This is a genomic window from Croceicoccus marinus (assembly GCF_001661675.2).
In the GTDB taxonomy this organism is placed as follows: Bacteria; Pseudomonadota; Alphaproteobacteria; order Sphingomonadales; family Sphingomonadaceae; genus Croceicoccus; species Croceicoccus marinus.
Genome location: NZ_CP019603.1, coordinates 334,988 through 359,080, shown reverse-complemented (window position 1 = coordinate 359,080; position 24,093 = coordinate 334,988). Strand labels below are relative to the sequence as shown.

18 protein-coding genes and 1 pseudogene are annotated in these 24,093 nt (G+C 65.4%); 17 read left to right on the top strand and 2 right to left on the bottom strand.

The genetic code is table 11. The features are described from left to right. The first annotated feature begins 118 nt into the window (after positions 1-118). Positions 119-2,122 (top strand): glycoside hydrolase family 3 protein, encoded by a 2,004-nt coding sequence (locus tag A9D14_RS15890; RefSeq protein WP_087910589.1) that lies wholly within the window; start codon positions 119-121, stop codon positions 2,120-2,122. 21 nt (positions 2,123-2,143) lie between these two features. Here the strand turns inward: A9D14_RS15890 and A9D14_RS15885 are convergent, their stop codons facing one another. After that, positions 2,144-3,046, bottom strand: a complete 903-nt coding sequence (locus tag A9D14_RS15885) for a LysR family transcriptional regulator (RefSeq protein WP_066850103.1) — start codon at positions 3,044-3,046, stop codon at positions 2,144-2,146. Between the two features lie 117 nt (positions 3,047-3,163). On the opposite strand from A9D14_RS15885, the gene A9D14_RS15880 reads away from it, so the two are divergent. The 7 genes from A9D14_RS15880 (at position 3,164) to A9D14_RS15850 (ending at position 12,810) form a co-directional block, all read left to right on the top strand. Then, positions 3,164-5,668, top strand: a complete 2,505-nt coding sequence (locus tag A9D14_RS15880) for a TonB-dependent receptor (RefSeq protein ID WP_066850094.1) — start codon at positions 3,164-3,166, stop codon at positions 5,666-5,668. Further along, positions 5,668-6,657 (top strand): MBL fold metallo-hydrolase, encoded by a 990-nt coding sequence (locus tag A9D14_RS15875; RefSeq protein WP_066850093.1) that lies wholly within the window; start codon positions 5,668-5,670, stop codon positions 6,655-6,657. Before A9D14_RS15880 ends, A9D14_RS15875 begins: the two co-directional genes overlap by 1 nt. Next, positions 6,654-7,310: a glutathione S-transferase family protein gene (locus A9D14_RS15870; protein WP_066850088.1), complete on the top strand. Its 657-nt coding sequence runs from the start codon at positions 6,654-6,656 to the stop codon at positions 7,308-7,310. The genes A9D14_RS15875 and A9D14_RS15870 overlap by 4 nt, the downstream gene beginning before the upstream one ends. Before the next feature lie 55 nt (positions 7,311-7,365). Beyond that, positions 7,366-7,938 carry a cupin domain-containing protein gene (locus tag A9D14_RS15865; RefSeq protein WP_232469116.1) on the top strand — a complete coding sequence of 191 codons (573 nt, stop codon included), beginning with the start codon at positions 7,366-7,368 and terminating at the stop codon, positions 7,936-7,938. A 27-nt stretch (positions 7,939-7,965) separates the two neighbouring features. Continuing rightward, positions 7,966-8,922: a fumarylacetoacetate hydrolase family protein gene (locus A9D14_RS15860; RefSeq protein WP_066850085.1), complete on the top strand. Its 957-nt coding sequence runs from the start codon at positions 7,966-7,968 to the stop codon at positions 8,920-8,922. Positions 8,923-9,208: 286 nt separating this feature from the next. Further along, entirely contained in the window at positions 9,209-11,935 is a 2,727-nt protein-coding gene (locus tag A9D14_RS15855) for a glycoside hydrolase family 2 TIM barrel-domain containing protein (protein WP_232469114.1), read from the top strand. 14 nt (positions 11,936-11,949) lie between these two features. Beyond that, entirely contained in the window at positions 11,950-12,810 is an 861-nt protein-coding gene (locus A9D14_RS15850; protein WP_157668282.1) for a sugar phosphate isomerase/epimerase family protein, read from the top strand. Between the two features lie 41 nt (positions 12,811-12,851). Here the strand turns inward: A9D14_RS15850 and manD are convergent, their stop codons facing one another. Continuing rightward, a complete protein-coding gene (manD, locus tag A9D14_RS15845) occupies positions 12,852-14,060 on the bottom strand; it encodes a D-mannonate dehydratase ManD (RefSeq protein ID WP_066850079.1) in 1,209 nt (402 codons plus the stop codon). A gap of 100 nt (positions 14,061-14,160) precedes the next feature. On the opposite strand from manD, the gene A9D14_RS15840 reads away from it, so the two are divergent. The 9 genes and pseudogenes from A9D14_RS15840 to A9D14_RS15800 all read left to right on the top strand — a co-directional run bounded on the left by A9D14_RS15840 (position 14,161) and on the right by A9D14_RS15800 (position 24,055). After that, positions 14,161-14,916: a FadR/GntR family transcriptional regulator gene (locus tag A9D14_RS15840; protein ID WP_066850076.1), complete on the top strand. Its 756-nt coding sequence runs from the start codon at positions 14,161-14,163 to the stop codon at positions 14,914-14,916. A gap of 25 nt (positions 14,917-14,941) precedes the next feature. Further along, complete coding sequence (gene uxaC, locus A9D14_RS15835; protein ID WP_066850073.1) at positions 14,942-16,351, top strand: glucuronate isomerase; 1,410 nt, start codon at positions 14,942-14,944, stop codon at positions 16,349-16,351. Continuing rightward, positions 16,348-17,721: a mannitol dehydrogenase family protein gene (locus A9D14_RS15830; RefSeq protein ID WP_232469112.1), complete on the top strand. Its 1,374-nt coding sequence runs from the start codon at positions 16,348-16,350 to the stop codon at positions 17,719-17,721. Before uxaC ends, A9D14_RS15830 begins: the two co-directional genes overlap by 4 nt. 82 nt (positions 17,722-17,803) lie before the next feature. Continuing rightward, positions 17,804-18,847 carry a TRAP transporter substrate-binding protein gene (locus tag A9D14_RS15825; protein ID WP_066850070.1) on the top strand — a complete coding sequence of 348 codons (1,044 nt, stop codon included), beginning with the start codon at positions 17,804-17,806 and terminating at the stop codon, positions 18,845-18,847. Then, a complete protein-coding gene (locus tag A9D14_RS15820) occupies positions 18,840-19,325 on the top strand; it encodes a TRAP transporter small permease (protein ID WP_066850063.1) in 486 nt (161 codons plus the stop codon). The genes A9D14_RS15825 and A9D14_RS15820 overlap by 8 nt, the downstream gene beginning before the upstream one ends. Before the next feature lie 35 nt (positions 19,326-19,360). After that, positions 19,361-20,604: pseudogene (locus A9D14_RS20515) on the top strand (TRAP transporter large permease). A 246-nt stretch (positions 20,605-20,850) separates the two neighbouring features. Then, entirely contained in the window at positions 20,851-21,966 is a 1,116-nt protein-coding gene (locus A9D14_RS15810; RefSeq protein ID WP_066850060.1) for an FAD-dependent oxidoreductase, read from the top strand. Positions 21,967-21,990: 24 nt separating this feature from the next. After that, a complete protein-coding gene (locus A9D14_RS15805; protein ID WP_066850057.1) occupies positions 21,991-22,893 on the top strand; it encodes a VOC family protein in 903 nt (300 codons plus the stop codon). Between the two features lie 4 nt (positions 22,894-22,897). Then, entirely contained in the window at positions 22,898-24,055 is a 1,158-nt protein-coding gene (locus A9D14_RS15800) for an alpha/beta hydrolase family protein (RefSeq protein WP_066850053.1), read from the top strand. Positions 24,056-24,093 lie beyond the last annotated feature (38 nt).

The following is a 24,093-nucleotide window of genomic DNA, read 5'->3' as shown; positions in this document are numbered from 1 at the left end:
TGCGGGGGCGCATGCCGGAGCCTGGCTCATCTGCTGTCGGTTTTCTTCGGCCGATGAGCGGCACCGAATCGCGGGATAGATAATGCGGGCATCCACCGCAGGGAGCGGAAATACAGTCATGACCAATCGCAGGACAAATGCGCTTTACGGAGCGGTCGCGGCGCTCGCACTGGCGTCGTGCGCTCCGTCCATGCAGGATGCGCCGCTGGCGCCCATGGCAGGTGCCGGTCAGCCCGAACTGACCACCGGATCGATCCCGATCATCGAGTTCGACGGGCTGCGGTTCCGCGATCTCGATCGCAGCGGCTCGCTTACCGCCTACGAGGACTGGCGCCTTTCGCCCGAACGGCGCGCTGCCGATCTGATCGGGCGCATGACGCTTGAGGAGAAGGCGGGCCAGCTGATCGTGCCGGGCCTCAATCCGAATGCGGAATACGGGCAGCAGGCGACCGGGCACGACCTTGGCGCTCTGGCGCAGACGATATCGAACCGGCACGCAACCCATCTCAACATCCGGCTTTCCGCCGATGCCGCCACGCTGGCCCGCGCCAATAACGAGGCGCAGGGCGTGGCCGAAACCGGCAGGCTGGGCATTCCACTGGTGCTGTCCAGCAATTCGCGCCACAGCTACACCGGCCTGATCGGTGCCAGTTTCGCGGCCGGTTCCTTCAGCGTGTGGCCCAATTCGCCGGGCTTCGCGGCGCTGGGGGACGATGATCTGGTCAGGCGTCAGGCCGATCTGGTCCGGCGCGACCTGCGCGCGGTCGGCATTTCGATGCTGCTGGGGCCGCAGATCGACCTGGCCACCGAACCGCGCTGGCCGCGCTTCTTCGAAACCTATGGCGACGATCCCGCATTGGCCGCGCGCATGGCGGCGGCATTCGTGACCGGCCTGCAGGGCGGGAGCGACGGGCTGCAGCCGAACGGCGTGGCCGCTGTCATCAAGCATTTCGCCGGGTACAGCGCCGCCGTCGACGGGCTGGACGCGCATAATCGCTATGGGCGTTTCTCACGCGTGGACGCGCAAGAATTCGCCCAGCACGTCCGACCGTTCGAGGGCGCGATCGATGCCGGGGCGGCTGGCGTGATGCCTTCCTATTCGGTGCTGCAGGGGCTGGAATTCGATGGCCGCGAAACCGAACAGGTCGGCGCGGCCTTCAACCGCGATGTCATCGGCGGGGTACTGCGCAGCCAGCTCGGGTTCGACGGGCTGGTGCTGTCGGACTGGGCCATCATCGAGGATTGCGGCGACATCTGCATGAACGGCTTCCCCGCGGGTACCCGCCCCAGCTTTCAGGGCGTATCGACCGCGTGGGGGGTCGAGGATCTGACCAAGGCGCAGCGCGTGGCCAAGGCGATGAACGCCGGCGTCGACCAGTTCGGCGGGCTGGAAGATGCCGCCCCCATCGTCGAGGCCGTTCGCAGCGGCTTGATCGGCGAGGAACTGCTGGACCGCGCGGTGCGGCGGGTCATGCTGGTGGATTTCGCGATGGGGCAATACGAACATCCCTTCGTCGACGAAACCGGCGTCGCGGCGCTGGTGGGCAGCGAGAGCGACATCGCGTGGGGCCGTTCGGTGCAGGCGCGCTCGATGGTGCTGCTGGAGAATGACGGGCGCCTTCCCGCCGCGCCGGGCACCAGGGTGCTGCTGCACGGCGTGGACGCGGATGCCGCACGCGCTGCGGGCCTGGTCCCGGTGAGCGATCCCGCGGAGGCAGAGCTGGCGGTAATGCGCACGGTTTCGCCGTTCGAAACCCTGCATCCCAACTACATGTTCGGATCGATGCAGCAGGAAGGCAGCCTTGCCTTCGCGCCGGGTTCCGAACCGGTGAAGTTCGTCGACGGACTGCCTGCCGGGCTGCCGCTGGTGGTCGAGGTGCAGCTGGACCGGCCGGCGATTCTGACGCCGTTCCGGCAGCGCGCCAACGTGCTGATCGCGGGTTTCGGCGCGAATGACGATGCGTTTCTGGATGTCCTGACCGGGAAAATCGGTCCGGAGGGGCGGCTGCCCTTCGAACTGCCGTCCTCGATGGCCTCGGTCGAAAGGCAGCGTCCCGGCACGCCGTCCGACAGCGGCGATCCGCTTTATCCGCGGCATTACCGTTTCGGCGGCGCGCGATAGGGTTGCCTTCCGCTTGGCGGATCAAGAGGACGAACGGGCAACCTCGATCAGCTTGCGCCTCAGCCAGGCCAGCCCCTCGTCCTTGGACCGGGTTGAGTGATACATCATCATTTCGGCCATGACCGGCAGATCGAAGTCGGGGTCGGCGATGCGGAGCGACAGCGGATCTGCGCATACCTTGGCCAGCCGTTCGTGCATCACGGCAAGGCGATTGGTATTGCGAAGCAGCCACGGCACCTGGATGAAGGACTGGGCGGTCACTTCCACCCTGCGTTCGCCTATGGTCTTGCCCAGCGCTTCCTCAATAAAGGTGTCCCGGCCCGCAATGCGCGTGCTGACATGGCCGCAGCCCAGAAAGCGCTCCACCGACATGCTGCCTTCGAGCGCGGGGTTGGAGCGGCAGCCGACGACCACCAGTCGCTCCTCGAAGATCTTTTCGCGCGGGTGGTTGCCGATCATGAACCGTTCGGGCGAAATCACCAGGTCTGCCTCGCCCCTTTCGATCAGCTCGGGGCTTTCCGGAGAGGGCAGCGACAGGTCCAGCCGGATGCCCGGTGCTTCCTCGTGCAATGTCCGGATCAGCGGGACCAGCAGCACCGTGGTGATATAGTCCGAAGTGACCAGCTTGAACTGCCGCTTCGAGGTAGCGGGATCGAACACGGTTCCGGTCGAGATCAGGCTGCGGAACCTGACCAGCGTCGCTTCGACCTCGGGCGCGAGCGCGAGCGCATGGGGAGTGGGAAACATCTTCTTCCCGTTCTGCACCAGCAGCTCGTCCTGAAAGGATTCGCGCAGCCGTTTAAGCGCCGCGCTCATCGCGGGCTGGGTGATGTTCATGCGCCGGGCAGCCGCCGTCACGCTGCGCTCCTCCATCAGCACGTTGAAAGCCACCAGCAGGTTGAGATCGAAATTGTCGAGCCGCATCAACGATTGCTAGCATCTATGCATAACGAGAAAAACAAAAAATTGGACGTATCGTCGTCCGCGTGACAGCCTCTCTGCAAGGTCACAACAGAAGGCCGCTTTGGGAAGGATCTCACGATGCAGAAGCATTTGTTCGCCGGCACTGCGCTTTCGCTGGCGCTGATTTGCCAGCCCGCCATGGCGCAGGACGCCGCCGGGCCAGGCAATTCCGCCGGTGATCGGGCCGCCGATCAGCGGCCAGCAGGCCTCAACGTCATTACCGTCACCGCCCAGCGGCGAGAGGAAACGCTGCAGGACGCGGCCATTCCGATCAATGCCGCGACCGGCGATCAGCTCGAGCTTGCCGGTGTCGTCGATGCCACCGCTCTGAACCGCGTCGCGCCGTCGCTCTATGTGGTGAACGGGGGCGGGTCGAACCCCGGCTATTTCGTGCGCGGCGTCGGCAATTTCACCAATAACGGCTACACCAATCCCGCGATCGCGTTCAATATCGACGGGGTCTATATCGGGCGGCCGTCCTCGACCATCGCGTCGTTCCTCGACCTCAACCGGGTGGAGGTACTGAAGGGGCCGCAAGGCACGCTCTATGGCCGCAACGCCACCGGCGGCGCGGTCAATGTCATCCCCAACACGCCCGAACTCGGCGTGCTGGGCGGCGAGGTCAGCGGACAATACGGCAATTACGACGCCTATCAGCTGACCGCCGTCCTCAACGCTCCGATCGGAGAGCGCATCGCGGCGCGGCTTGCCGGTACGGTGAGCGAGCGCGACGGCTTTTACGACGACGGAACCGGCGATGCCGACGATCTGGCGCTGCGCGGGCAGCTGTTGTTCGAGGTCAGCGACACGCTCGATATCCGGCTGTCTGCGGATTATTCCACGACCAAGGGCGTCGGACCCGGCGTCAATGTCGACGGCGTCTATGCCTTCTCGCCGTTCAATCCCGGCGCCACCATCCCGAACTGGAACTTCGTGCCGGCGCCGGACAATGTGTCGCAGCCCTTCACGGGCATCCATACGCCGCAGGCGGGCGAGTTCATCCGCGATACCGCCACCGCCGCCCCGCTGTATTCTCCGGTGACCGGCTACGCCTATCCGTCGCGCGATGACGAGTTCTGGGGCATGAACGCCGAAGTGAACCTGGATCTGGGCGACCTCGATCTCGTCGTCATTCCGGCCTATCGCGAATCCCGGCTCGACAACCAGTTCAACGGGGCGCCGTTCCGCGGCGCGGTCCAGCAGGACCTGGCCACGCAGTTCAGCATCGAGGCGCGCGCATCCGGAGCCCTGGGACAATTGGACTGGTTGCTCGGCGCCTATTATTTCGACGAGTCCGTGTCGGGGCTCAATTCGTACAACCAGTTCTCGACCGTGTCGTTCAACCGGTTCGATACCGATACGGAATCGACGGCCGTGTTCGGACGGCTGACCTATAATCTCACCGAAGATTTCCGCCTGGTCGGCGGGCTGCGCTATACCGACGAAGCCCGGTCGATCGATGCACGGGTGGATTCCCTGGCCGGCGTCTGCCTGATCGAACCGGCCTTCGGTCCGCCCAGCTGCCCGCAGGTGCCGAACTTCCCGGTCGGCCTGACCTTGCGCGACACGCTGGAGCAGCTTGACCCGGCCCTGTTCCCCGCCGGTTCGCCGCTGAATGCCGATCCGATTGCCGGGGCCTTTCCCTATGGCCCGTTCGGCATGACGGGGCCGCAGGCTCTGCTGATCGCCACGCCGACCGACATCGTCCGCGATTCCGGAGACGAGGAAGTGACCTATAGGCTGGCGGCGGAATATGACATCACGCCCGACAACCTCGTCTATGCCAGCTTCGAGACCGGCTTTCGCGCAGGCGGCTTCAACATCACCGTCGGGCAGGAGGAATACGAGCCCGAATATATCGATGCATGGACGTTGGGATCGAAAAACAGCTTCTTCGACAATCGCCTGCAGATGAACCTTGAGGTGTTCTATTGGGAATATCGCGGGCAGCAGCTTGCGGCGCTGGGCGTCGATGGCCGGGGCAATAATTCGTTCTATACCCGCAATGTCGGCGAATCCTCGATCACCGGGGCCGAGATGGACTTCCAGTTCCTGGCCACGCCGAACACGCTGCTGCGCGGCAATGTGCAATATCTCGACGCGACCTACGATTCCTTCTCGTACAACCAGGTCGATCTGTCGGATGCGACCGATCCGCCCAACTTCCTGACGCCGGTCACCGGCTGCGACGCGACGCAGGTGCTGGGCCCGCAGCGTTCGTTCGACATCGATTGTTCGGGCAAGCCTGCGCTGAACGCGCCGGAATGGACGTTGAACCTGGGGATCGAGCAGACCGTCCCGCTGGGCGATCTTGAGCTGACCGGCACGTTCGACAGCCGGTATCGCAGCAACCGCGTGGTGGGCTTCGCCTATCTGCCGACCAGCAATAGCGGCGACGACCTGACGCTCGATGCATCGCTGACGCTGCGTCCCGTGGTCGGCGGGTGGCGCGCCACGGCGTTCATCCGCAACATCACGGACGAGGCGATGCCCACGCTGCGCCAGGTCGGGGCCGGCAACGTGTCGGGGACGGTCTATGAACCGCCGCGCACCTATGGCCTGCGCCTGGGGTACGAGTTCTGATGACGCGCTGCCGGGCAGCGATCATCGCCGGGCTTGCCGCGGCGCTGGTGTCCGCCGCACCCGCGACGGCGCAACAGGCTGGCGGCGACGGCACGGCAGAGTGGATCACGCTGGGCACCGGGGGCGGGCCGGTGACCAATCCATCGCGTTCGCAGCCGGCCAACCTGCTGCGTTTCGGCGGGCAGGATTATCTGGTCGACGTCGGCGATGGTACCGCCATGCAGATCGGCAAGGTCGGCGTGCAGACGCGGATGATCGACGCGATCTTCATCTCGCACCTGCATTTCGATCATACCGGCGGGCTGGCCGCCATACTGGGCCTGCGTTTCCAGACCAGTGGCCGCGACCCGCTGACCATCTATGGCCCGCCCGGAACGCGCGATCTGGTCGATGGCCTTTTCGCCTCGATGGTGCCGGGTGCCACCGCCAATTACGGGGTGGCGGGCGCGCCGCCAGCGGACCACCGCGCAGGGATCGAGGTCGTGGAACTGCGTGACGGAGAGAGCGCGACCATCGGCGAGATGACCGTCACCGCGCGCGGCAATTCGCATTACAGCTTCCCCCCGGAAAGCGAGCTTGCGAAGCGGTTCCAGTCGCTGTCCTATCGCTTCGACATACCGGGCAAGTCGATCGTCTATACCGGCGACACCGGGCCCAGCCCGGCGGTCGAGGATCTGGCAAGGGGCGCCGATCTGCTGGTGGCCGAGATGATGGACATCCCGCTGACCATCACGCGCATGCTAGCGGCCAATCCCGGCCTGCCCGACGCGCAGGCAAAGGCCATGCAGTCGCATCTGGCCACCCATCACCTTGATGCGCGGGACGTGGGCGAAATGGCGGCGCGGGCGGGGGTTCCGGCCGTGGTCGTCACCCATTTCGCCGGCAGGGAAGCCGCCGAGCCGGAGCATCTGGACTATTACCGGCAGGCCCGCGAAGCCTATGACGGCGTATTCATGATCGCCGACGACTTGGACGTGTTCCGGCCATGAACCCCACGCTTTACTTCGCGCCGCAGACCTGCGCGCGGGTGTCGCTGACCGCGCTTGAGGAAATCGGCAAACCGTTCGACACGCGGCTGATCGCGTTCCTGGCCGCAGAGCACCGCGCACCCGATTTCCTGGCGATCAATCCGTCGGGCAAGGTGCCCGCCCTTGTCACCGAAGGCGGCATATTGGTGCAGAATGGCGCGATCCTCCATTATCTCGCGCTGACGCGCCCGGAAGCGAAACTGCTGCCACGCGTGGACGATCCGCTGCGCCAAGCGCAGGTGCTGAGCTGGCTGTTCCGCTGTTCCAGCGACCTGCATCCGCTGGTGTCGCGCTATGTGCTTCCGCAGTTCGCCACGGCGAACCCCGACGACGCAGACGGGATCCGCGCCAAAGGCGCCGAGTTGCTGCAGGCGCAATTGCAGCCGATCGACGATCTGCTGCGCGGCCGCGAATGGGTGCTGGACGAAGGCTGGTCGATCATCGATGCCTATCTGTCATGGATCTGGTTTCGCATCAGCGGTGCGGGGTTCGGCGGGTTCGGTTTCGGGCAGGCCTGCCTGCCCGCCATCGCGGCGCATCATGCCCGCGCCAGCGAACGCCCCAGCGCCATAGCAGCGCTGCGGCACGAGGCGCGCGCCCAGGCCGAACTGTAGGAACGCGGGCTGGTGTTCCGCCCGCCCACTTATGACCGCAATCATGGAGACGAGAGTGACAGATAGCCCCGCGGTTCGCCGCGTAGTTACGGGACACGACGCCAGCGGCAAGGCGATCATCCAGGAAGACGGACCGGTTCCGCGCGTCCAGCGGATCGGGGGAGAGACCGGTCCGCTGTTCCACGAGATCTGGAACACGCGCGCGACGCCCGCGCCCATCGACGCGAATTCGGGCGAGCCGGAAGAGGACGGCATCAGGCTGGCACCCCCGGCAGGCGGCACGCGCATCCGTATCCTGGATATTCCGCCCGACGATCCCGCGCTCGACCAGATGACGCCGGAAGAAGCGCGCGCGCATTTCGCCGAAGTCGGCGCCGCCGAGGCTTCGTCCTTCAGCGGCGAGGAATCGCGCCATGCCCACATGCACCGCACCGAGACCATCGACTATGGCATCGTGCTGGATGGCGAGCTGGTGCTGATCATGGACGAGGGCGAAACGACCGTCAGGGCAGGGGACGTGATCGTCCAGCGCGGTACCAACCATGGCTGGGCCAACCGGTCCGACCGCAATTGCCGCATCGCGTTCGTGCTGATCGATGGCCGCTTCGACGATGCGCTGCGCGGCTGAGGATGCATTCGTGACCGAGGGCAACACATGATCCTGGCAACGATCAAGGACGGCACCCGCGACGGGAGGCTCGTCGCGGTATCCCCCGATCGGAAGCGCTACGCCCCCCTGTCCGCTGGCACCTTGCAGCACGCGATCGAGAATTGGAGCGAGACTGCCGCGGAAGTGGCTGCGCTCGCCGATTTTCCCGAGGTGATTGATGCGGCCCTGCTGTCGGCCCCACTGCCGCGCGCATGGCAATGGCTGGACGGCTCGGTCTTTGCCACCCATGCCGAGCTGATGCAGGTCGCTTTCGGTCTCGACCCCATCGATACTGACAGGCCGCTGATGTACCAGGGCATGTCCGACGTATTCCACGGCGCCTATGACAATATCGTCCTGCCCAGCGAAGAGCACGGCATCGATTTCGAGGGCGAATATGCGGTGATCACCGACTTCGTGCCGATGGGGACGAGCGCGCAGGATGCGATGAAGCACATCAGGCTGGTGGTGCAGCTGAACGACTGGTCGCTGCGCGCGATCGCGCCAATCGAGATGAAGACGGGTTTCGGCTGGGTCCAGGCCAAGCCTGCCTGTTCGATGGCGCCTTTTGCCATCACGCCCGACGAGTTGGGACCGCTGTGGGATGACGGCCGGGTCTGCGTCGACCTGCATATCGACTGGAACGGCAATCATGTCGGCCACGCCAATGGCCGCCCCATGCTGTTCGGCTTCCACGAGCTGATCGCCCATGCCGCGCTGACCCGCGATCTGGTCGCGGGAACGGTGATCGGGTCGGGCACGGTCTCGAACCCCAACTATGCCGAGGTCGGATCCAGCTGCATTTCCGAGATCAGGGCCATCGAGAAGGTCGCAAACGGCGAATTCACCACCGAATTCATGAAGTTCGGCGATCGGATCCGGATGGAAGCACGCCTGCCCGACGGCACCGCCCCTTTCGGGGTGATTGATCAGAAGGTCACCGGCGATGTCCGCAATCAATAGTTTGCTGGACGATGCCGCCTAACTCTGCCGTTCGGCAGTTATTTTTCGCGAGTGCAGTGGGGGGCGCTGTCTTCAGTCCCATGATGAAGCCTTAAGCCTGATCTATCCACACTGCTGATAGATTAGCATCACCATAACCGATTTATCTTGCGGGGCTCGTACCGCTATGGCTGATTGGTCAGTCCAATGGTTCCAAGCGTAGAGTCAGCAGGACCGGGCGCAACATCCGGACGGCCCGCGCGATAAGCGGGAAAGAACAGATAAACACGCCGAGCAGGAGAATACCATGGTCCGCAAACTCGCACGCTTCGCGCTGGCCGGGGCTTCCGCCGCCGCGCTGGCGGTGTCGTCACTGGCGTCGGCACAAACCGGCAACGCGATGGCGGGCCCCGAATCGGGGGCGCAGGACGCCTCGTCGCAGCGGCAAACCATCGCCTTGACGGAAGGCTGGCAGTTCAACCTGATCGGTCCGTATGACGATCAAGGCAATCTGGCCGCCCTGCAGCCGGATAATTGGGAAGCGGTGTCCATTCCGCATACATGGAACCGCGTCGGCTATTACCGCTCGGACCCCGAGACCCATGTGAATACGCCGGATAATGTCGATAAGACGCAAGGGGTCGGCTATTACTACGCCCGTTTCGCCGCGCCGCAGCTTGTAGGGGGTGAGCGTCTGTTCCTGGAATTCGACGCGGTCAGCAGGACGGCGGAGTTGTGGCTCAACGACACGCGGATCGGGGAAAACCGCAATCCCTTCGGGCGCTTTCGCATCGATGTGACTGATCAGATTCGCAGCGGACAGGCGAACGACCTGTATGTGAAGGTGGACAATACCCAGCCCGCGCTGGGCAACAGCACCGCCGACGTCCTTCCGATGACCGGCGATTTCTTCGTGCGCGGCGGGATCTATCGCCCCGCGCGCCTGGTCGTGACGCAGCCGGTCCATTTCGACATGCTCGATCACGGTGGCTCCGGAGTCTATGCCGCCACGACCAGCCTGTCGGGCGACCGCGCAACGATCTCGGTAAGCGGGCGCATCAGTAATTCCACCGACTCCGCCGCGCCGGTCACCGTGGTTGCCAGCCTGCTGGACGATGCGGGCAGGGTCGTGGGCTCATGGCAGCAGGACACCAGCGTGCCGGCGGGCGAGACGGCCGAACTGGAAGGCGAGTTCGACGTCGCTTCCCCGCATCTGTGGAACGGTGTTGCCGACCCCTATCTGCACACGCTGCGCTTCGAACTTCAGGGAAGCGACGGCACGGTTATCGACAGCATCGACCAGGACTTCGGCATTCGCGAGATGAAGCTCGACCCGGAGCGCGGTTTCCTGCTGAACGGCAGGCCTTACCAGCTGCGCGGTGCGGGCTTTCACCAGGATACCGAAGCCTCCGACTGGGCAGTCTCGCGCGAGGAGATCGACGAATCGCTTAGGATCCTGCTCGACATGGGGGCCAATTCGATCCGGCTTTCGCATTACCAGCACGGATCGCCGGTGCACGAATTGGCCGACCGCTATGGCATTGTGCTCTGGGACGAGATCGGGCTGGTGACCGCCTGGACCAATGCCCGCGACCAGGTCGACGCACCCGCCGGCATCGTCGAGAATGCGCGCCAGCAATTGCGCGACCTTGTCCACCAGAACTACAACCACGCCTCGGTTGCGGTCTGGGGCATTGCCAATGAAGTCGATTTCGGGCCCGGTCGACCCGACTTCCTTGGCCGCCCGCCGGAAGTAATCGCCGATCCCATGCCGCTGCTGAACAATCTGGCCGCGCTGTCGCGCGAACTGGACCCGACCCGCGCGGTCGTCATTGCCAATTGCTGCGAGGAGCGCGGCATGGAGGAGGTTCCGATCGTCGCCAACGCGGTCGATGCGGTCGGCGTGAACCGCTATTTCGGCTGGTATTACGGCGAGCCGGACCAGCTTGGCGACCATCTCGACGCGCTGCGTGCCAAGCATCCCGACAAGCCGCTGTCGGTCAGCGAGTTCGGGGCGGGCGGTTCGGCCAACATGCACACCGACAATCCGCTAGGCGGCCCGGTCGAAAAGGCGGGGCGCACCCAGCCCGAAGAATACCAGACCTGGTTCCACGAGGAGAACTGGCGCGAGCTGGCAGGCCGCGACTATCTGTGGGGCATCTGGCCGTGGAACGCCTTCGATTTCGGCACCACCGTCCGGGCCGAGGGCGATGCGCAGGACATCAACACCAAGGGCCTGGTCACCTATGACCGCGAGATCCGCAAGGACGCCTTTTACTTCTATCGCGCGAACTGGTCCGACCGCCCGACGGTGCATATCCAGGGGCGGCGTTATGTGGACCGGGCCTATCCCGTCACCGACGTAAGGGTGAACTCGAACGCGCCATCCACCACGCTGATCGTCAACGGAATGGCGCTGGATACCATGGACGATTGCGACCTGAACGTCTGCGTGTGGAGCGATGTCGAACTGGCCGAGGGCAAGAACGAGATCGTGGCGCGCGGGCGTTTCGCCGGGGAAACAGTCGAGGACGCGATCGAATGGCGGCTGGACGAGGGGCAGGCCGACACGTTCCGCATCGATAGCGGAACCGTGCTCGCCGCAGAGGCGCCGGTGCAGTTCGGTTCCGACGATTTCTTCGTCGGCGGGACGGCGGGCAGCACCGATCAGCCCGGTGGCTGGGGCCGCGATCCCATACCTGCCGAGATCGCGGACACCGACCGGCGCGGTGTCGTCGCCAGCTTCCGGCAGGGCGATTTCAGCTATCGTATTCCCGCCGCCAGTGGGCGTTACCGCGTGACGCTGACCTTCGTCGAGCCCGACCAGCCTTCAGGCGCGCGGCTGTTCGACGTTGCCGCCAATGGCCGCACCGTCCTGTCGTCCTATGACGTTGCCGCCCGCGCCGGTGGGACGCTGAGCGCCGTGAGCGAAAGCTTCGACGTTGAAGTGCCCGGCGACATGCTGGAACTGGAATTCAGCCCCGTCGCCGGAGAGGCGATCGTGTCGTCGGTCGAGGTCGTTCCCGCCGAATGAGGCGGCGGCAGCTGTTGGCCGGTGTCGGCGCCGTGGGGCTTGGGGCCTGCGCCGCTCCGATGGCCAATCCTCCGCGCGCCGGACGACCGCTGGGCCTTGCGCAGCTGACGGTCGCGCAGGCGCTGAAAGACGATTACGAGGGGACGCTGCGCCGGGCGAAGGCGCTGGGCTACACCCATTTCGGCTTCCCGCTGGGGCCGCAGTCGCCGCGTCACGGGGCCCCGCGCGATCCGGTCGAGGTGGCAGCATCCTGCCGCCGCGCGGGGCTGACGGTCGGCACCGTGCGGCTTGCCCATACGCCTGATTATCCGCGCCAGATGCAGCTTGCGGCACGGCTGGGGGCCGGCATCGCCGCGCAATCGGCGGCGGATGTGTTCTTTACCGGCACCGTACCCGGCAGGACGACGCGCGCGGACTTCGAACGCTGGATGCTGCGGCTGGGTCAGATGGCCAGCGCAGCGCGGGACGAGGGGCTGCGGCTGGTCTATCACAACCATGACTGGGATCACGTCCCGCTGGACGGGTTGACACCGCTGGAACTGATCGCTCAGCGCTTCGCGCCGGGCGAGGTCGATTTCGAGATCGACCTGGGCTGGGCCGCCGCGGCGGGCGTGGATCCGCTCGCGCTGGTCGAAGGGCTTGGGCCGCGAGTGCTGGCGCTGCATCTGAAGGACCTTGACCGCAGCTGTTCGCCGCCGGGCTGCCAGCGCTTTGTCGCGCCGGGGGAAGGCGATCTCGATTATGCGGCGCTGATGCCCCGGCTCGACGGGCTGACCGATGCGATCGGTTATGTCGAGGTCGACGATCCCGCCGACGGCCTGCTTGCCGCCGCCACCGGGGCCGCGACGATCCGGCGGGCGAGACAGGCAGGATAGCGCCGGGGACGAACCCCGGCGCTTCCGCTAAGGCGCTGGGATCACCAGTTCCACATGCTGCCGTCTTCAAGCCGCGCGACCGGCAGATAGGCGGGTTTGTACGGATATTTCCCGGCCAGATCCTCGTCGATGTCGACGCCGTGGCCCGGTGTTTCGCCGCAATGCAGGTGCCCGTCGGCGAAGCTGTAGTCGTGGGGGAAGACCTCGTCCGTCTCGTCGGTATGGCGCATGTATTCCTGAATGCCGAAATTGGGCACCCAGGTGTCGAAATGCAGCGCGCAGCCCATCGTCACCGGCGAAAGATCGGTCGCGCCGTGGCAACCGGTGCGGACCTGGTACAGGCTGGCCAGGTCGGCGATGCGCCGCAAATGGGTGATGCCGCCCGCGCCCACCACGGTGCAGCGGATATAGTCGATCAGCTGGTTCTCGATCAGGTCCTTGCAGTCCCAGATCGTGTTGAAGATCTCGCCAACCGCAAGCGGCGTGGTGGTGTGCTGGCGTACCAGGCGGAACGCCTCCTGGTTCTCGGCCGGGGTGCAATCCTCGAGCCAGAACAGCTGGAAGGGTTCGAGCATCTTGCCCAGGCTGGCGGCTTCCTGCGGGGTATAGCGATGGTGCCCGTCATGCAGCAGATGATGGTCGAAGCCATAGGTGTCGCGCAATTTCTCGAACAGCCTGGGCGTGAAGTTCAGCGCCTTGCGCGTGTCCCAGCCTGTCACCGACGGCAGATGGGAATCGGCCGGTTCGTAATGCATCGTGCCGCGGCCCACGCCATAGGCGTCCTTGACGCCCGGCACGCCCGCCTGTGCGCGGATCGCCTTGTAGCCCATGTCGATATATTTGCCGACTGCATCGACCGTGGCCTCGATATCGCTGCCATTGGCGTGGCCATAGACCATTACGCCGTCGCGGCTGCGCCCGCCCAGCAGCTGGTACAGCGGCATGCCCGCCATCTTGGCCTTGATGTCCCACAAAGCCATGTCGACCGCCGCAATCGCCCGCATGGTGACCGGCCCGCGCCGCCAGTACGCACCGCGGTACAGATATTGCCAGATATCCTCGATACGGCGCGGGTCCTTGCCGATCAGGCAGGGGATGACGTGGTCTTCCAGATAGGAAACGACCGACAGTTCGCGGCCGTTCAGCGTGCCGTCGCCGATTCCGTACACGCCCTGGTCGGTTTCGATCTTCAGCGTAACGAAATTGCGTCCCGGGCAGGTGACGATGACTCTTGCGGATTGGATTTTCATGAAAGACCCCGGAAGTTCTGTATTGAGGCGATACGCAGTCCTTGACGCCGCCAATTTGGTCTGTCAAGTTTCATAAACCGGTAAGTCCAAAGGGGCCCACATGAACTCCGCAGCGCGAGCGAGCCACCGGCTCTACAAGGAAGTCGCGGGCAGGCTGATGTCCGAAATCGAGTCGGGCAAATATGCAGTTGGCGCGCGTCTTCCCGCCGAACGCGACCTCGCCACGATGTACGAGGTCAGCCGCCCGGTCATCCGCGAGGCCATCATCTCGCTCGAGGTGCAGGGCCTTGTCGATGTGCGCGTCGGGTCGGGTGTCTATGTCCAGTCGAATTCCGGGCAGAAGCAGGTTCCGGCCGGCGATGTCTCGGCGATCGAGCTGACGGAGGCGCGCCTCTTGATCGAGAGCGAGGTGGCGGCGCTGGCGGCCGCGCAGATTTCAGACGACGAGCTTGCCGAACTGGAAGACCTCGTCCGCCAGATCGAGGAAGAGAACAAGTCGCCTGACGGCCGCGAGGAAGCGGATGCCGCGTTCCACACGGCGATCGCCCGCGCGTCCCGGAACAATGCACTGATCGAGACTGTCGAGCGGCTGTGGGACCTGCGCCGCACCTCGCGCGAGGCGGCGCTGCTGCATGAAAAGGCGCGGCACGCCAACATCAAGCCGGTCGTCGACGAACATAGCGCGATCCTGCGCGCGCTGCAGGCACGCGATCCCAAGGCGGCGCGCGCCGCCATGCGCGGGCACCTGCTGCAAGTGCTGGAAAGCCTGCTGTTCGCGACCGAGCAGCGTGCCGTGGACGAAGCCCGCCGCAGCATGCAGGCCAAGCGCGATCGCTATTCGCGGCTGACCGCGTAACACTTTCAGAGAAATTCACGAAATCATGGCGTCACTATCCCTGCATCCCGACCGGCTGTTTCCGGCCGACACTGCAGTCAGGTCCATCGCGCGCGGCCTTTACCAATCGGTGCGGGACCTGCCGATCATCAGCCCGCACGGGCACACCGACCCGGCGTGGTTCGCCCGGAACGAAAGCTTCGGCAATGCGACCGAACTGCTGCTGGTGCCCGACCATTACGTGCTGCGCATGCTCTATTCGCAAGGCATCCCGCTTCCCGCGCTGGGCGTGCCGGACGCGACCGGATCGGCCGCCGCCGACCCGCGCGAGGCATGGCGGCTGTTCGCGGATAACTACCATCTGTTTCGCGGAACGCCCTCGCGCATCTGGCTGGACTGGGTGTTCAGCGAGGTGTTCGATCTTGACGTGCTGCTGTCCGGCGACAATGCGGACCTGTATTTCGACCGAATCACCGACGCGCTGCAGCGCGAGGATTTTCGCCCGCGCGCGCTGTTCGACCGCTTCGGGATCGAGGTCATAGCGACCACCGAAAACCCGCTCGACACGCTGGAACATCACCAGGCAATTCGGGACAGCGACTGGAGCGGGCGGGTCATCACCGCTTATCGCCCCGATCCCGTCATCGATCCCGAGTTTGAGGGGTTTCGCGGCAATCTGGACCGGCTTGCCGATCTGACCGGGGAAGATTGCCTGTCGTGGCAGGGCTATCTTGCCGCTCATCGCCAGCGGCGGGATTTCTTCCGCCGGATGGGGGCCACCTCGACCGATCACGGCCATCCGACGGCGGCAACCGCCGATCTGTCGCCATTCAAGGCCGAGGCTTTGTTCCGGCGGGTGCAGGCCGAGACGGTAGACCCGGCCGACGCCGAACTGTTCCGCGCCCAGATGCTGACCGAAATGGCCACGATGAGCCTGGACGACGGGCTGGTGATGCAGATCCATCCCGGATCGTTCCGCAACCACAACACGGCGCTGTTCCAGCGTTTCGGCCGCGACAAGGGCGCCGACATCCCGGTCCGCACCGAATATGTGCGCGCGCTGCAGCCGCTGCTGGCGCGGCATGGCAACGACCCGCGCCTGTCGGTCATCGTCTTCACGCTGGACGAAAGCACCTATGCCCGCGAACTGGCGCCGCTGGCGGGGCATTATCCGGCGCTGAAGCTGGGTCCGGCGTGGTGGTTCCATGACAGTCCCGAGGGGATGCGCCGCTATCGCCGGATGGTGACGGAGACTGCGGGCTTCTACAACACGGTGGGCTTCAACGACGACACGCGCGCCTTCCTGTCGATCCCGGCCCGGCACGATCTGGCCCGCCGGATCGATTGCGGCTTTCTGGCCGAACTGGTCGCCGAACACCGGCTTGAGGAATGGGAGGCTGCCGAACTGGCGCAGGACCTCGCCTATAATTTCGCCAAGGCGGCATACCGGCTGTGAGGCTGTCGGCAGAGACGATGGCGCAACTGCCCGCAGGGGTGGCGCGGCCGGAATATGATCGCGGACAGGCTTGCGGGATCGTGCATTTCGGCATTGGCGCGTTCACCCGCGCTCATCAGGCCGCCTATACCGACGCCTGCCTTGCCGCCGGCCAGAAGGGCTGGGTGATCGCGGGCGTTTCGATGCGTTCGGCGTCGGTGGCGGACCAGCTCAATCCGCAGGACGGGCTTTATACGCTGACGGTTCGCGCGGCGGGGCAGGACGACACGCGCGTCATCGGCGCGGTGGGGCAAGTGCTGGTCGCGGGCCGCGACCACGCCGACATCGCGGCGCGCATCGCCTCGCCCGATTGCCAAATCGTGACCTTTACCGTGACCGAGAAGGGCTATTGCCGCGCACCGGACGGATCACTCGACATGGCGCGGGCGGAAGAGGGGTTCTACCCGATCCTGTGCGAGGCGCTGGCGGCCCGCCGGGACCGGGGCGTCGCGGGCCTCTCGCTGCTGAGCTGCGACAATCTGTCGGGCAATGGCAGGCAGCCGAATCGGCTGATGCTGGAATGGATCGACGCACGGACGCCCGATCTGCGCGACTGGTTCATGCAGAACTGCAGCACGCCCGACAGCATGGTCGACCGCATCGTCCCGGCGTCCTCTGACGAGGATCTCGATGCGCTGGAGGGCCGGCTGGGCCTGCGCGACGAGGGAGCGGTGTTCACCGAAGGCTTCAGCCAGTGGGTGGTCGAGGACGATTTCGCCGGTCCGCGCCCCGCGTGGCACGATCACGGCGCCCAAATCGTGCCCGACGTCACGCCTTATGAAGCGGCCAAGCTGCGCATGCTGAACGGCGCGCATTCGCTGCTGGCCTATGCGGGGCTGGACCATGGGTACAGCTTCGTCCACCAGGCGATGGCCGATCCCGAATTGCGCAGCCTGGTGCAGCAGCTGATGACCAGCGAAGCCGCGCCGACCATCGATGCCGGCGAAGGACAGGACCTTGCCGCCTATGCCGCAGAGCTGGTGCGGCGGTTCGACAATCCGGCGCTCAACCACCGGCTGATCCAGATCGCGATGGATGGTAGCCAGAAGATCGGGCAGCGCTGGCTGGATACGCTGGCCATCCAGCAGGCGCGCGGCCATTCGTGCGATGCGATACTGACCGGGTTGGCACACTGGCTGCACCATGTCAGCGGCGACGTCCGCCCGGTCGAGGATCCGCAGGCCGAGACTTTGCGCGGCGTATGGCGGCAGGCGGGCGCGGGCGGCGTGGTGCTGGCGATGTTCGGCAAGGGAGGGCCGATCGCCTCCGACTGGACCCCGACACAGGCGGACATCGCGGCCATCGACGGCAGATTGCAGAGCCTGCGATGATACCCTGCAAATTCGGCACATTGGTCGAGCGATGCTCGAAGCGAAGCCGCCTTGCCTTCGGGGCGGGGCAGGGGGCAGCCCGGTGCCGCCCTTGAACCGCCGCAGCGCAATGCTGTCCGCCGGTGCGTTCGGCCTCGCCTCGCTCTCAGGCTGCGGGGCGGGGAGCCGCGCGCTGCTGGCCGCCGACAGCCAGCCCGAGAATTATCCCACCGTCGAGGCACTGCGCTTCTTCGCGCGCGAGCTTGCGCGGCTGACGGGGGGCAGGCTGAATGTCGATGTCTACCCATCCGAGCAGCTGGGCAGCCAGAGCGACACGCTGGAACTGGCGCAGCTGGGCGGGATCGATTTCGTGCGGATCAATTCGGCGCCGCTCAACGTGCTGATCCCCGAGACGCTGGTGCCATCGCTGCCCTTCCTGTTCCGCTCGATCCCCCACATGCGCGCCGCGATGGACGGCGATCCGGGGCGCAGGATCCTGGCCGCGCTGGAACGGCACGGGCTGATCGGGCTGGCGTTCTATGAAAGCGGGGCGCGTTCGATCTACACCGTCGATCGTCCGATCCGCGAACCGGCGGACATGGCAGGCCTCAAGATCAGGGTGCAGACCTCGGACCTGTTCGTCGCCATGGTCGAGGCGATGGGCGGCAACGCGACGCCGATGGCCTATGGCGAAGTCTATCAGGGCATGGTGCAAGGCGTCATCGACGGGGCGGAAAACAATTTTCCCTCCTATGAAAGCTCCCGCCATTTCGAGGTGGCTCCGGTTCTCAGCCTGACGCGGCACGTCATGGCGCCCGAGATCCTGGCCATGTCGAAGCGAAGCTGGGACAGGCTTTCGCAGGCCGACCGCGAAGCGGTGCGAAGCGCGGCGCAGACATCCGTTCCCTTCATGCGCGAGATCTGGGATCGCCGGGTGGTCGAGGCGCGCAAGATCGTGACCGAGGCGGGCGTGACCATCGTGGAAGACGTCGACAGGGCGGCGTTCAGCGATCTGATGCAGCCGGTGTGGAGCGCCTTTGCCGATACCCCGGACCTGCGCCGACTGGTCGAGGATATTCGCGGCATGCAGGCCAATCCGGAGCAGGCCAATCCGGACCGGGCCAATCCGGAGCAGACCGATGCTTGAACAACTGGGCCGCAGCGTTAGCCGGGGGTTGCTGTGGTCGTCCGCGCTGTCGCTGGCGCTGATGATGGGCATACTGACCTGGCAGGTCTTCTCGCGCTATCTGCTGAACACCAGCCCCGCCTGGGCAGAGCAGACCGCGCTGATCCTGATGATCTGGATGACCTTTCTTGGCACCGCCACGGGCATTGCCGAGGGGTTCCATATCCGGATCGTCGAAGGCGTCGTCAGCCTGCCCCAGCCGTGGCGGCAGCGGGCGATACAGGGGGCGAACCTGCTGATCGTGCTCGCCGGCGTGCTGATCCTCGTGCTTGGCGGACAGCTGGTCGCTGCGACATGGGGCAATGCTGTGCCGACGCTGCCGCTGACGCGGGGCATGGTCTATCTGGTCATACCGATGTCCGGCGGACTGATGGCTGCGTTCGCCTTGGCAAAACTTGTCCATGGCGAGGAAATCGCCGGAAGTGCGGGAAGCGCGTGACCCTTATCCTGCTCCTTCTGCTGCTGCTGGCGGCGATGCTCTATATCGGCGTCCCGGTCGCGATCTCGCTGTTCCTGTCGGCCAGCGCCCTTCTGCTGGCGCTGGACATTCCGCTGGTCGTCGCGGTTCAGCGCATGTCGGCCGGGGTCAACATCTTCACCCTGATGGCGATCCCGCTGTTCATCCTGGCGGGAGAGCTGATGACGCAGGCCGGCATCGCCCGGCGGCTCGTCAACCTGTCGGAATCGACGCTCGGCTCGGCTCCGGGCGGGCTTGGGCAGGTCACGATCCTGTCCTCGATGCTGTTCGGCGCGGTGTCCGGATCCGCTCTGGCCAGTGCGTCGGCGATGGGATCGGCGATCGGTCCGGAAATGCGCAAGCGCGGGTTCGATGCAGATTACGCCGTCAACGTGTCCACCACCGCGTCGATCACGGGGCTGTTGATCCCGCCCTCGCACAACATGATAATCTATGCGACCGCGGCGGGCACGGGCATCTCGATCGGCGACCTGTTCCTGGGCGGGATCGTGCCCGGGGTGCTGACGGGGCTGGCGCTGATGGTCGTGGCGGCCATCGTGGCGACGCGGCGCGGCTATCCGCGCGGATCGTTCCCCGGCTGGCGCCCGCTGATGCGCGCCGCGGCGACATCCATTCCGGGCATATTGACGGCGATCATCATCCTTGTCGGCATATTGGCGGGAATATTGCCCCGACCGAAAGCGCGGCCATCGCCTGTACCTATACGCTGCTGATCGGCGCGTTCGTCTATCGCGACCTCGATCTCGTCCGGATGCGGGCGGCTTTCGTGAACAGCGCGCGCACGACGATCATGGTGATGTTCATCATCGCTACTGCTTCGCTGTTCGGCTGGGTCCTTGCGGTGCTGCAGGCGCCCACGCAGCTGGCCGCATTGCTCGAACCCGCGATGACCAGTCCCTTGCTGACGCTGCTGCTGATTGCGTTCATGCTGCTGGTGCTGGGCACCTTCATGGACATGGCGCCGCTGATCCTGATCACCACGCCGATCTTCCTGCCGATCGCGACGCAGGTCGGCATGGACCCGGTGCAGTTCGGCATCATGCTGATGCTGGCGCTGGGGATCGGCCTGTTGACGCCGCCGGTGGGATCGGTCCTGTTCGTCGGTTGCGCCGCGCAGGGCATCGCCATCGGGCAGGCGCTGAAGACGATCTGGCCGTTTTATCTCGCGCTGCTGTTCGCGCTGCTGCTGGTGATCTGCGTGCCGGGCCTTTCGCTGTGGCTGCCTGCCGCGCTGGGCTGACCGGAGGCCCGCGGCCCCGCCGCATTTCATAAATCGCGGTGATGATAAGCAAGCAAAAGAAAAAATTGGACCGATTGAGTCGTGGGTGTGATTATCCGCTCAACAGATTGATCTGACGGCGCTTCGGAAGAAAAGGCGCGGCGCGCCCTCCTTGCCCACCCACGGGACGGGATGCGCGTTTCGGCGTGATTTTCGCAGGATTTCCGCGCCTGCCGCAACCGCCGCCGATCTGGAGAGGTTGAGAACATGGACGGACTGAACATTCTTGTCATTGGCGGCGGGATCGGCGGGTTGACCGCGGCGATCGCGCTGCGCCGGGACGGTCATCAGGTGACCGTTATCGAGAAGGATCCCGACTGGGCCGTCTATGGCGTCGGGATCATCCAGCAGGCCAATGTGCTGCGCGCCATGAAGCAGCTCGACCTGATCGACGATTACATGGATGCGGCGGTCGGCTTCGATCACGTCGTCGTTCACGCGCCCGACGGGACGCAGGTTGCGCGCGTGCCCAGCCACCGGCTGGTCGACGGCTATCCCGCGAATGTCGGCATCGGCAGGCCGGCGCTGCACAAGGTGCTGGGCGATCGCACGATCGCAGCCGGTGCCGATGTGCGCCTTGGCGTGACCGCCGACAGCATCGACGACGACGGCGAAGGCGTGACGGTGCGCTTCTCGAACGGAAGCGAGGGTCGATACGACATCGTCGTCGGTGCGGACGGCGTCTATTCCGATACGCGCAGCGCCGTCATGCCCGAAGCGCCCGGTCCGGAATATACGGGCCAGGCGGTATGGCGCTACAACCTGCCGCGGCCATCGGACCTCGACGCGCTGCATGTATATAACGGGCCGACTGGTGTCGGGCTCGTGCCGATCAGCGATGCGCTGATGTACATGTATGTGACCACGCCCGAACCGGGCAAGCCTTGGTACGACAAGGACGGGCTGGCGCAGACGATGCGCGACAAGCTGGCCAATACCGCTTCGCAGATCCGCGAGATGGCGGAAGACATCACGGATGACGGGGGGGTGGTCTATCGTCCGCTCGAAAGCGTCATGCTGTACGATGCGTGGAGCAAGGGGCGCGTCGTGCTGCTGGGCGATGCCGTGCACGCGACGACGCCGCACCTGGGCCAGGGCGCGGGCATGGCGATCGAGGACAGCATCGTGCTGGCGGAGGAAATTGCGCGGGCGGACACGCCCGAAGCGGCTTTTGCCGCCTATCGCGACCGCAGGTTCGAGCGGTGCAGATATATCGTCGAGAGTTCGCTGGCGATCTGCCACGGACAGCTGGGCAAGGGCCCGGCGGTCGACAACCACAAGGCCACGGCGGAGATGTTCGAAATCGCCTGCCAGCCTATTTGACCCCCGATTTGAAGGAATTGTGAAATGAGCCGTGTTACGGAAATCCGCTATGTCGGCTATGGCGTCGAGGACTTCGCCGCCGAGCGGGCCTTTTATGCCGAAGACTGGGGCCTTGTCGAAGTTGCCGCACAGGACGGCATGGCCTGGTTCAAGACCCATGGGCACGATGAACACCATGTCGTGCGCCTGCACGACACCGGCACCAATTGCGTCGAGGTGATCGCGCTGGCCGCCGACAGCCGCGAGGATGTCGATGCGCTGCTGGCCAGGGTGCAGGACGCCGGCTGCAGGATCATCCACGATCCGCGCGAGCTTGACGCGCCGGGCGGCGGCTATGGCTTCCGCTTCTTCTCGCCCGACGGCCTGCCGTTCGAGATCAGCGCCGATGTCAAGCGCGCCGACAAGCGGGCGATGGAACGCTGGGAAGGCATGCCGGTCAAGATCAGCCATATCGTGCTGCATTCGCCCGATCACCAGGCGGCGGTGAAGTTCTTTACCGACGTGCTGGGCTTCAAGGTGTCGGACTGGCTGGGCGATTTCATGTGCTTCCTGCGCTGCAACAGCGCGCATCACCGCATCGCGCTGCTGCCGGGGCCGCCGTGCCTCAACCATGTTGCCTATGACATGCTGGGCGTGGACGACATGATGCGCGGGCTGTCGCGGCTGAAGCAGCGGGACATCGATTGCCGCTGGGGGCCTGGCCGCCACACCGCCGGGGACAATACTTTCAGCTATTTCTGCACGCCCAGCGGTTTCGCGGTGGAATACACCTCCGAACTCGAGGAGGTCGACTTCGAGACGCACGAACACAAGGTGCACGAACCCGGCCCGCGGGTCATGGACCAGTGGGGCATCGGCGTCGGCGGTCCGCAGACCATGCCCAAGCCCGCGGCCGATCCCTGCCTGTTCCAGCCGGCGAAGGTCTGATCGGATGGCCCTGTATTCTCCCTTCAAGAACTACATCTGGAACCTGTCGGTCGCGATCGCGATGGAAAGCGGCGGGCGCATCGGCGAGATCGTCGACATGTGCCAGCCGATCATCGATGCCGCCGACAACGGCGCCGATGCCGGAACGCCGCAATTCATGCAGGCATGGGCCGCAATGGGCCGCAAGCTGCTGGAGCTGGCGGCAGAGGACGAGGCGAAGGGCCGCGCCTTCTCCGCGTCGGACAAGCTCGAGCGCGCCTCGCTCTACCTGCTGGTCGCCGAGCGCATGCAGGGTCACGGCACGCAAGGGCGCGAGGAGACCTATGCGCTTGCCCGCGATAGTTTCGATCGCTCGACAAGGCTGGGCAAGCTGAGCCGCGAGCGGGTGGAAATCCCGCTGGAAAACGGCACGATGTCGGCGATCTTCACGCGCGCGCCGGGCGATGAGCCCAGGCCCTGCGTGGTGTTCTGCAACGGCCTCGATAGCTGCAAGGAGCTGCTCTACTGGACGGGCATGCCCGCGGCACTGGCGCGGCGCGGCATTTCCACGCTGTGCGTCGACCAGCCCGGCACGGGCGAAGCGCTGCGTCTGCAGAACCTGCCGGTCGATCCGCATAGCGAAAGCTGGGCGTCGAAGGCGGTCGACTGGCTGGAGCAGCAGGCGGAAGTCGACGGGTCGCGCATCGGCATGACCGGCATCTCGCTGGGCGGCCATTTCGCACCGCGCGCGGTCGCCTATGAGCCGCGTTTCGCCAGCGGCGCGGTGTGGGGCGCGAACCACAACTGGCGCGAGGTGCAGGACAAGCGCATGCAGCGCGAGGGCGAGAACCCGGTCCCGCATTACTGGGCGCATGTGCACTGGGCGTTCGGCGCGACGGACCAGGAGGATTTTCTGGAGAAATCGGCCGACATGAACCTCAACGGTCATATGGACCGGATCAAGGTGCCGTTCCTTGTCACCCACGGCGCGAACGACCGGCAGATCAGCCCGTCCTATGCCGACGACCTCTACGACCAGCTGGTCAATTCGCCCAGGCGCGAGAAGGTCATCTTCACCGCGCGCGAAGGCGGGGTCGAGCATGTCGGCGCCGACAACATGGCCTATGGCCGCGACCTCATCGCCGACTGGTTCGCCGAAACGCTCGGCGGAAAGACGGCCTAGCCGCGATCGCCAAGCGCCAGCATCCTGCGCCGTGCGAC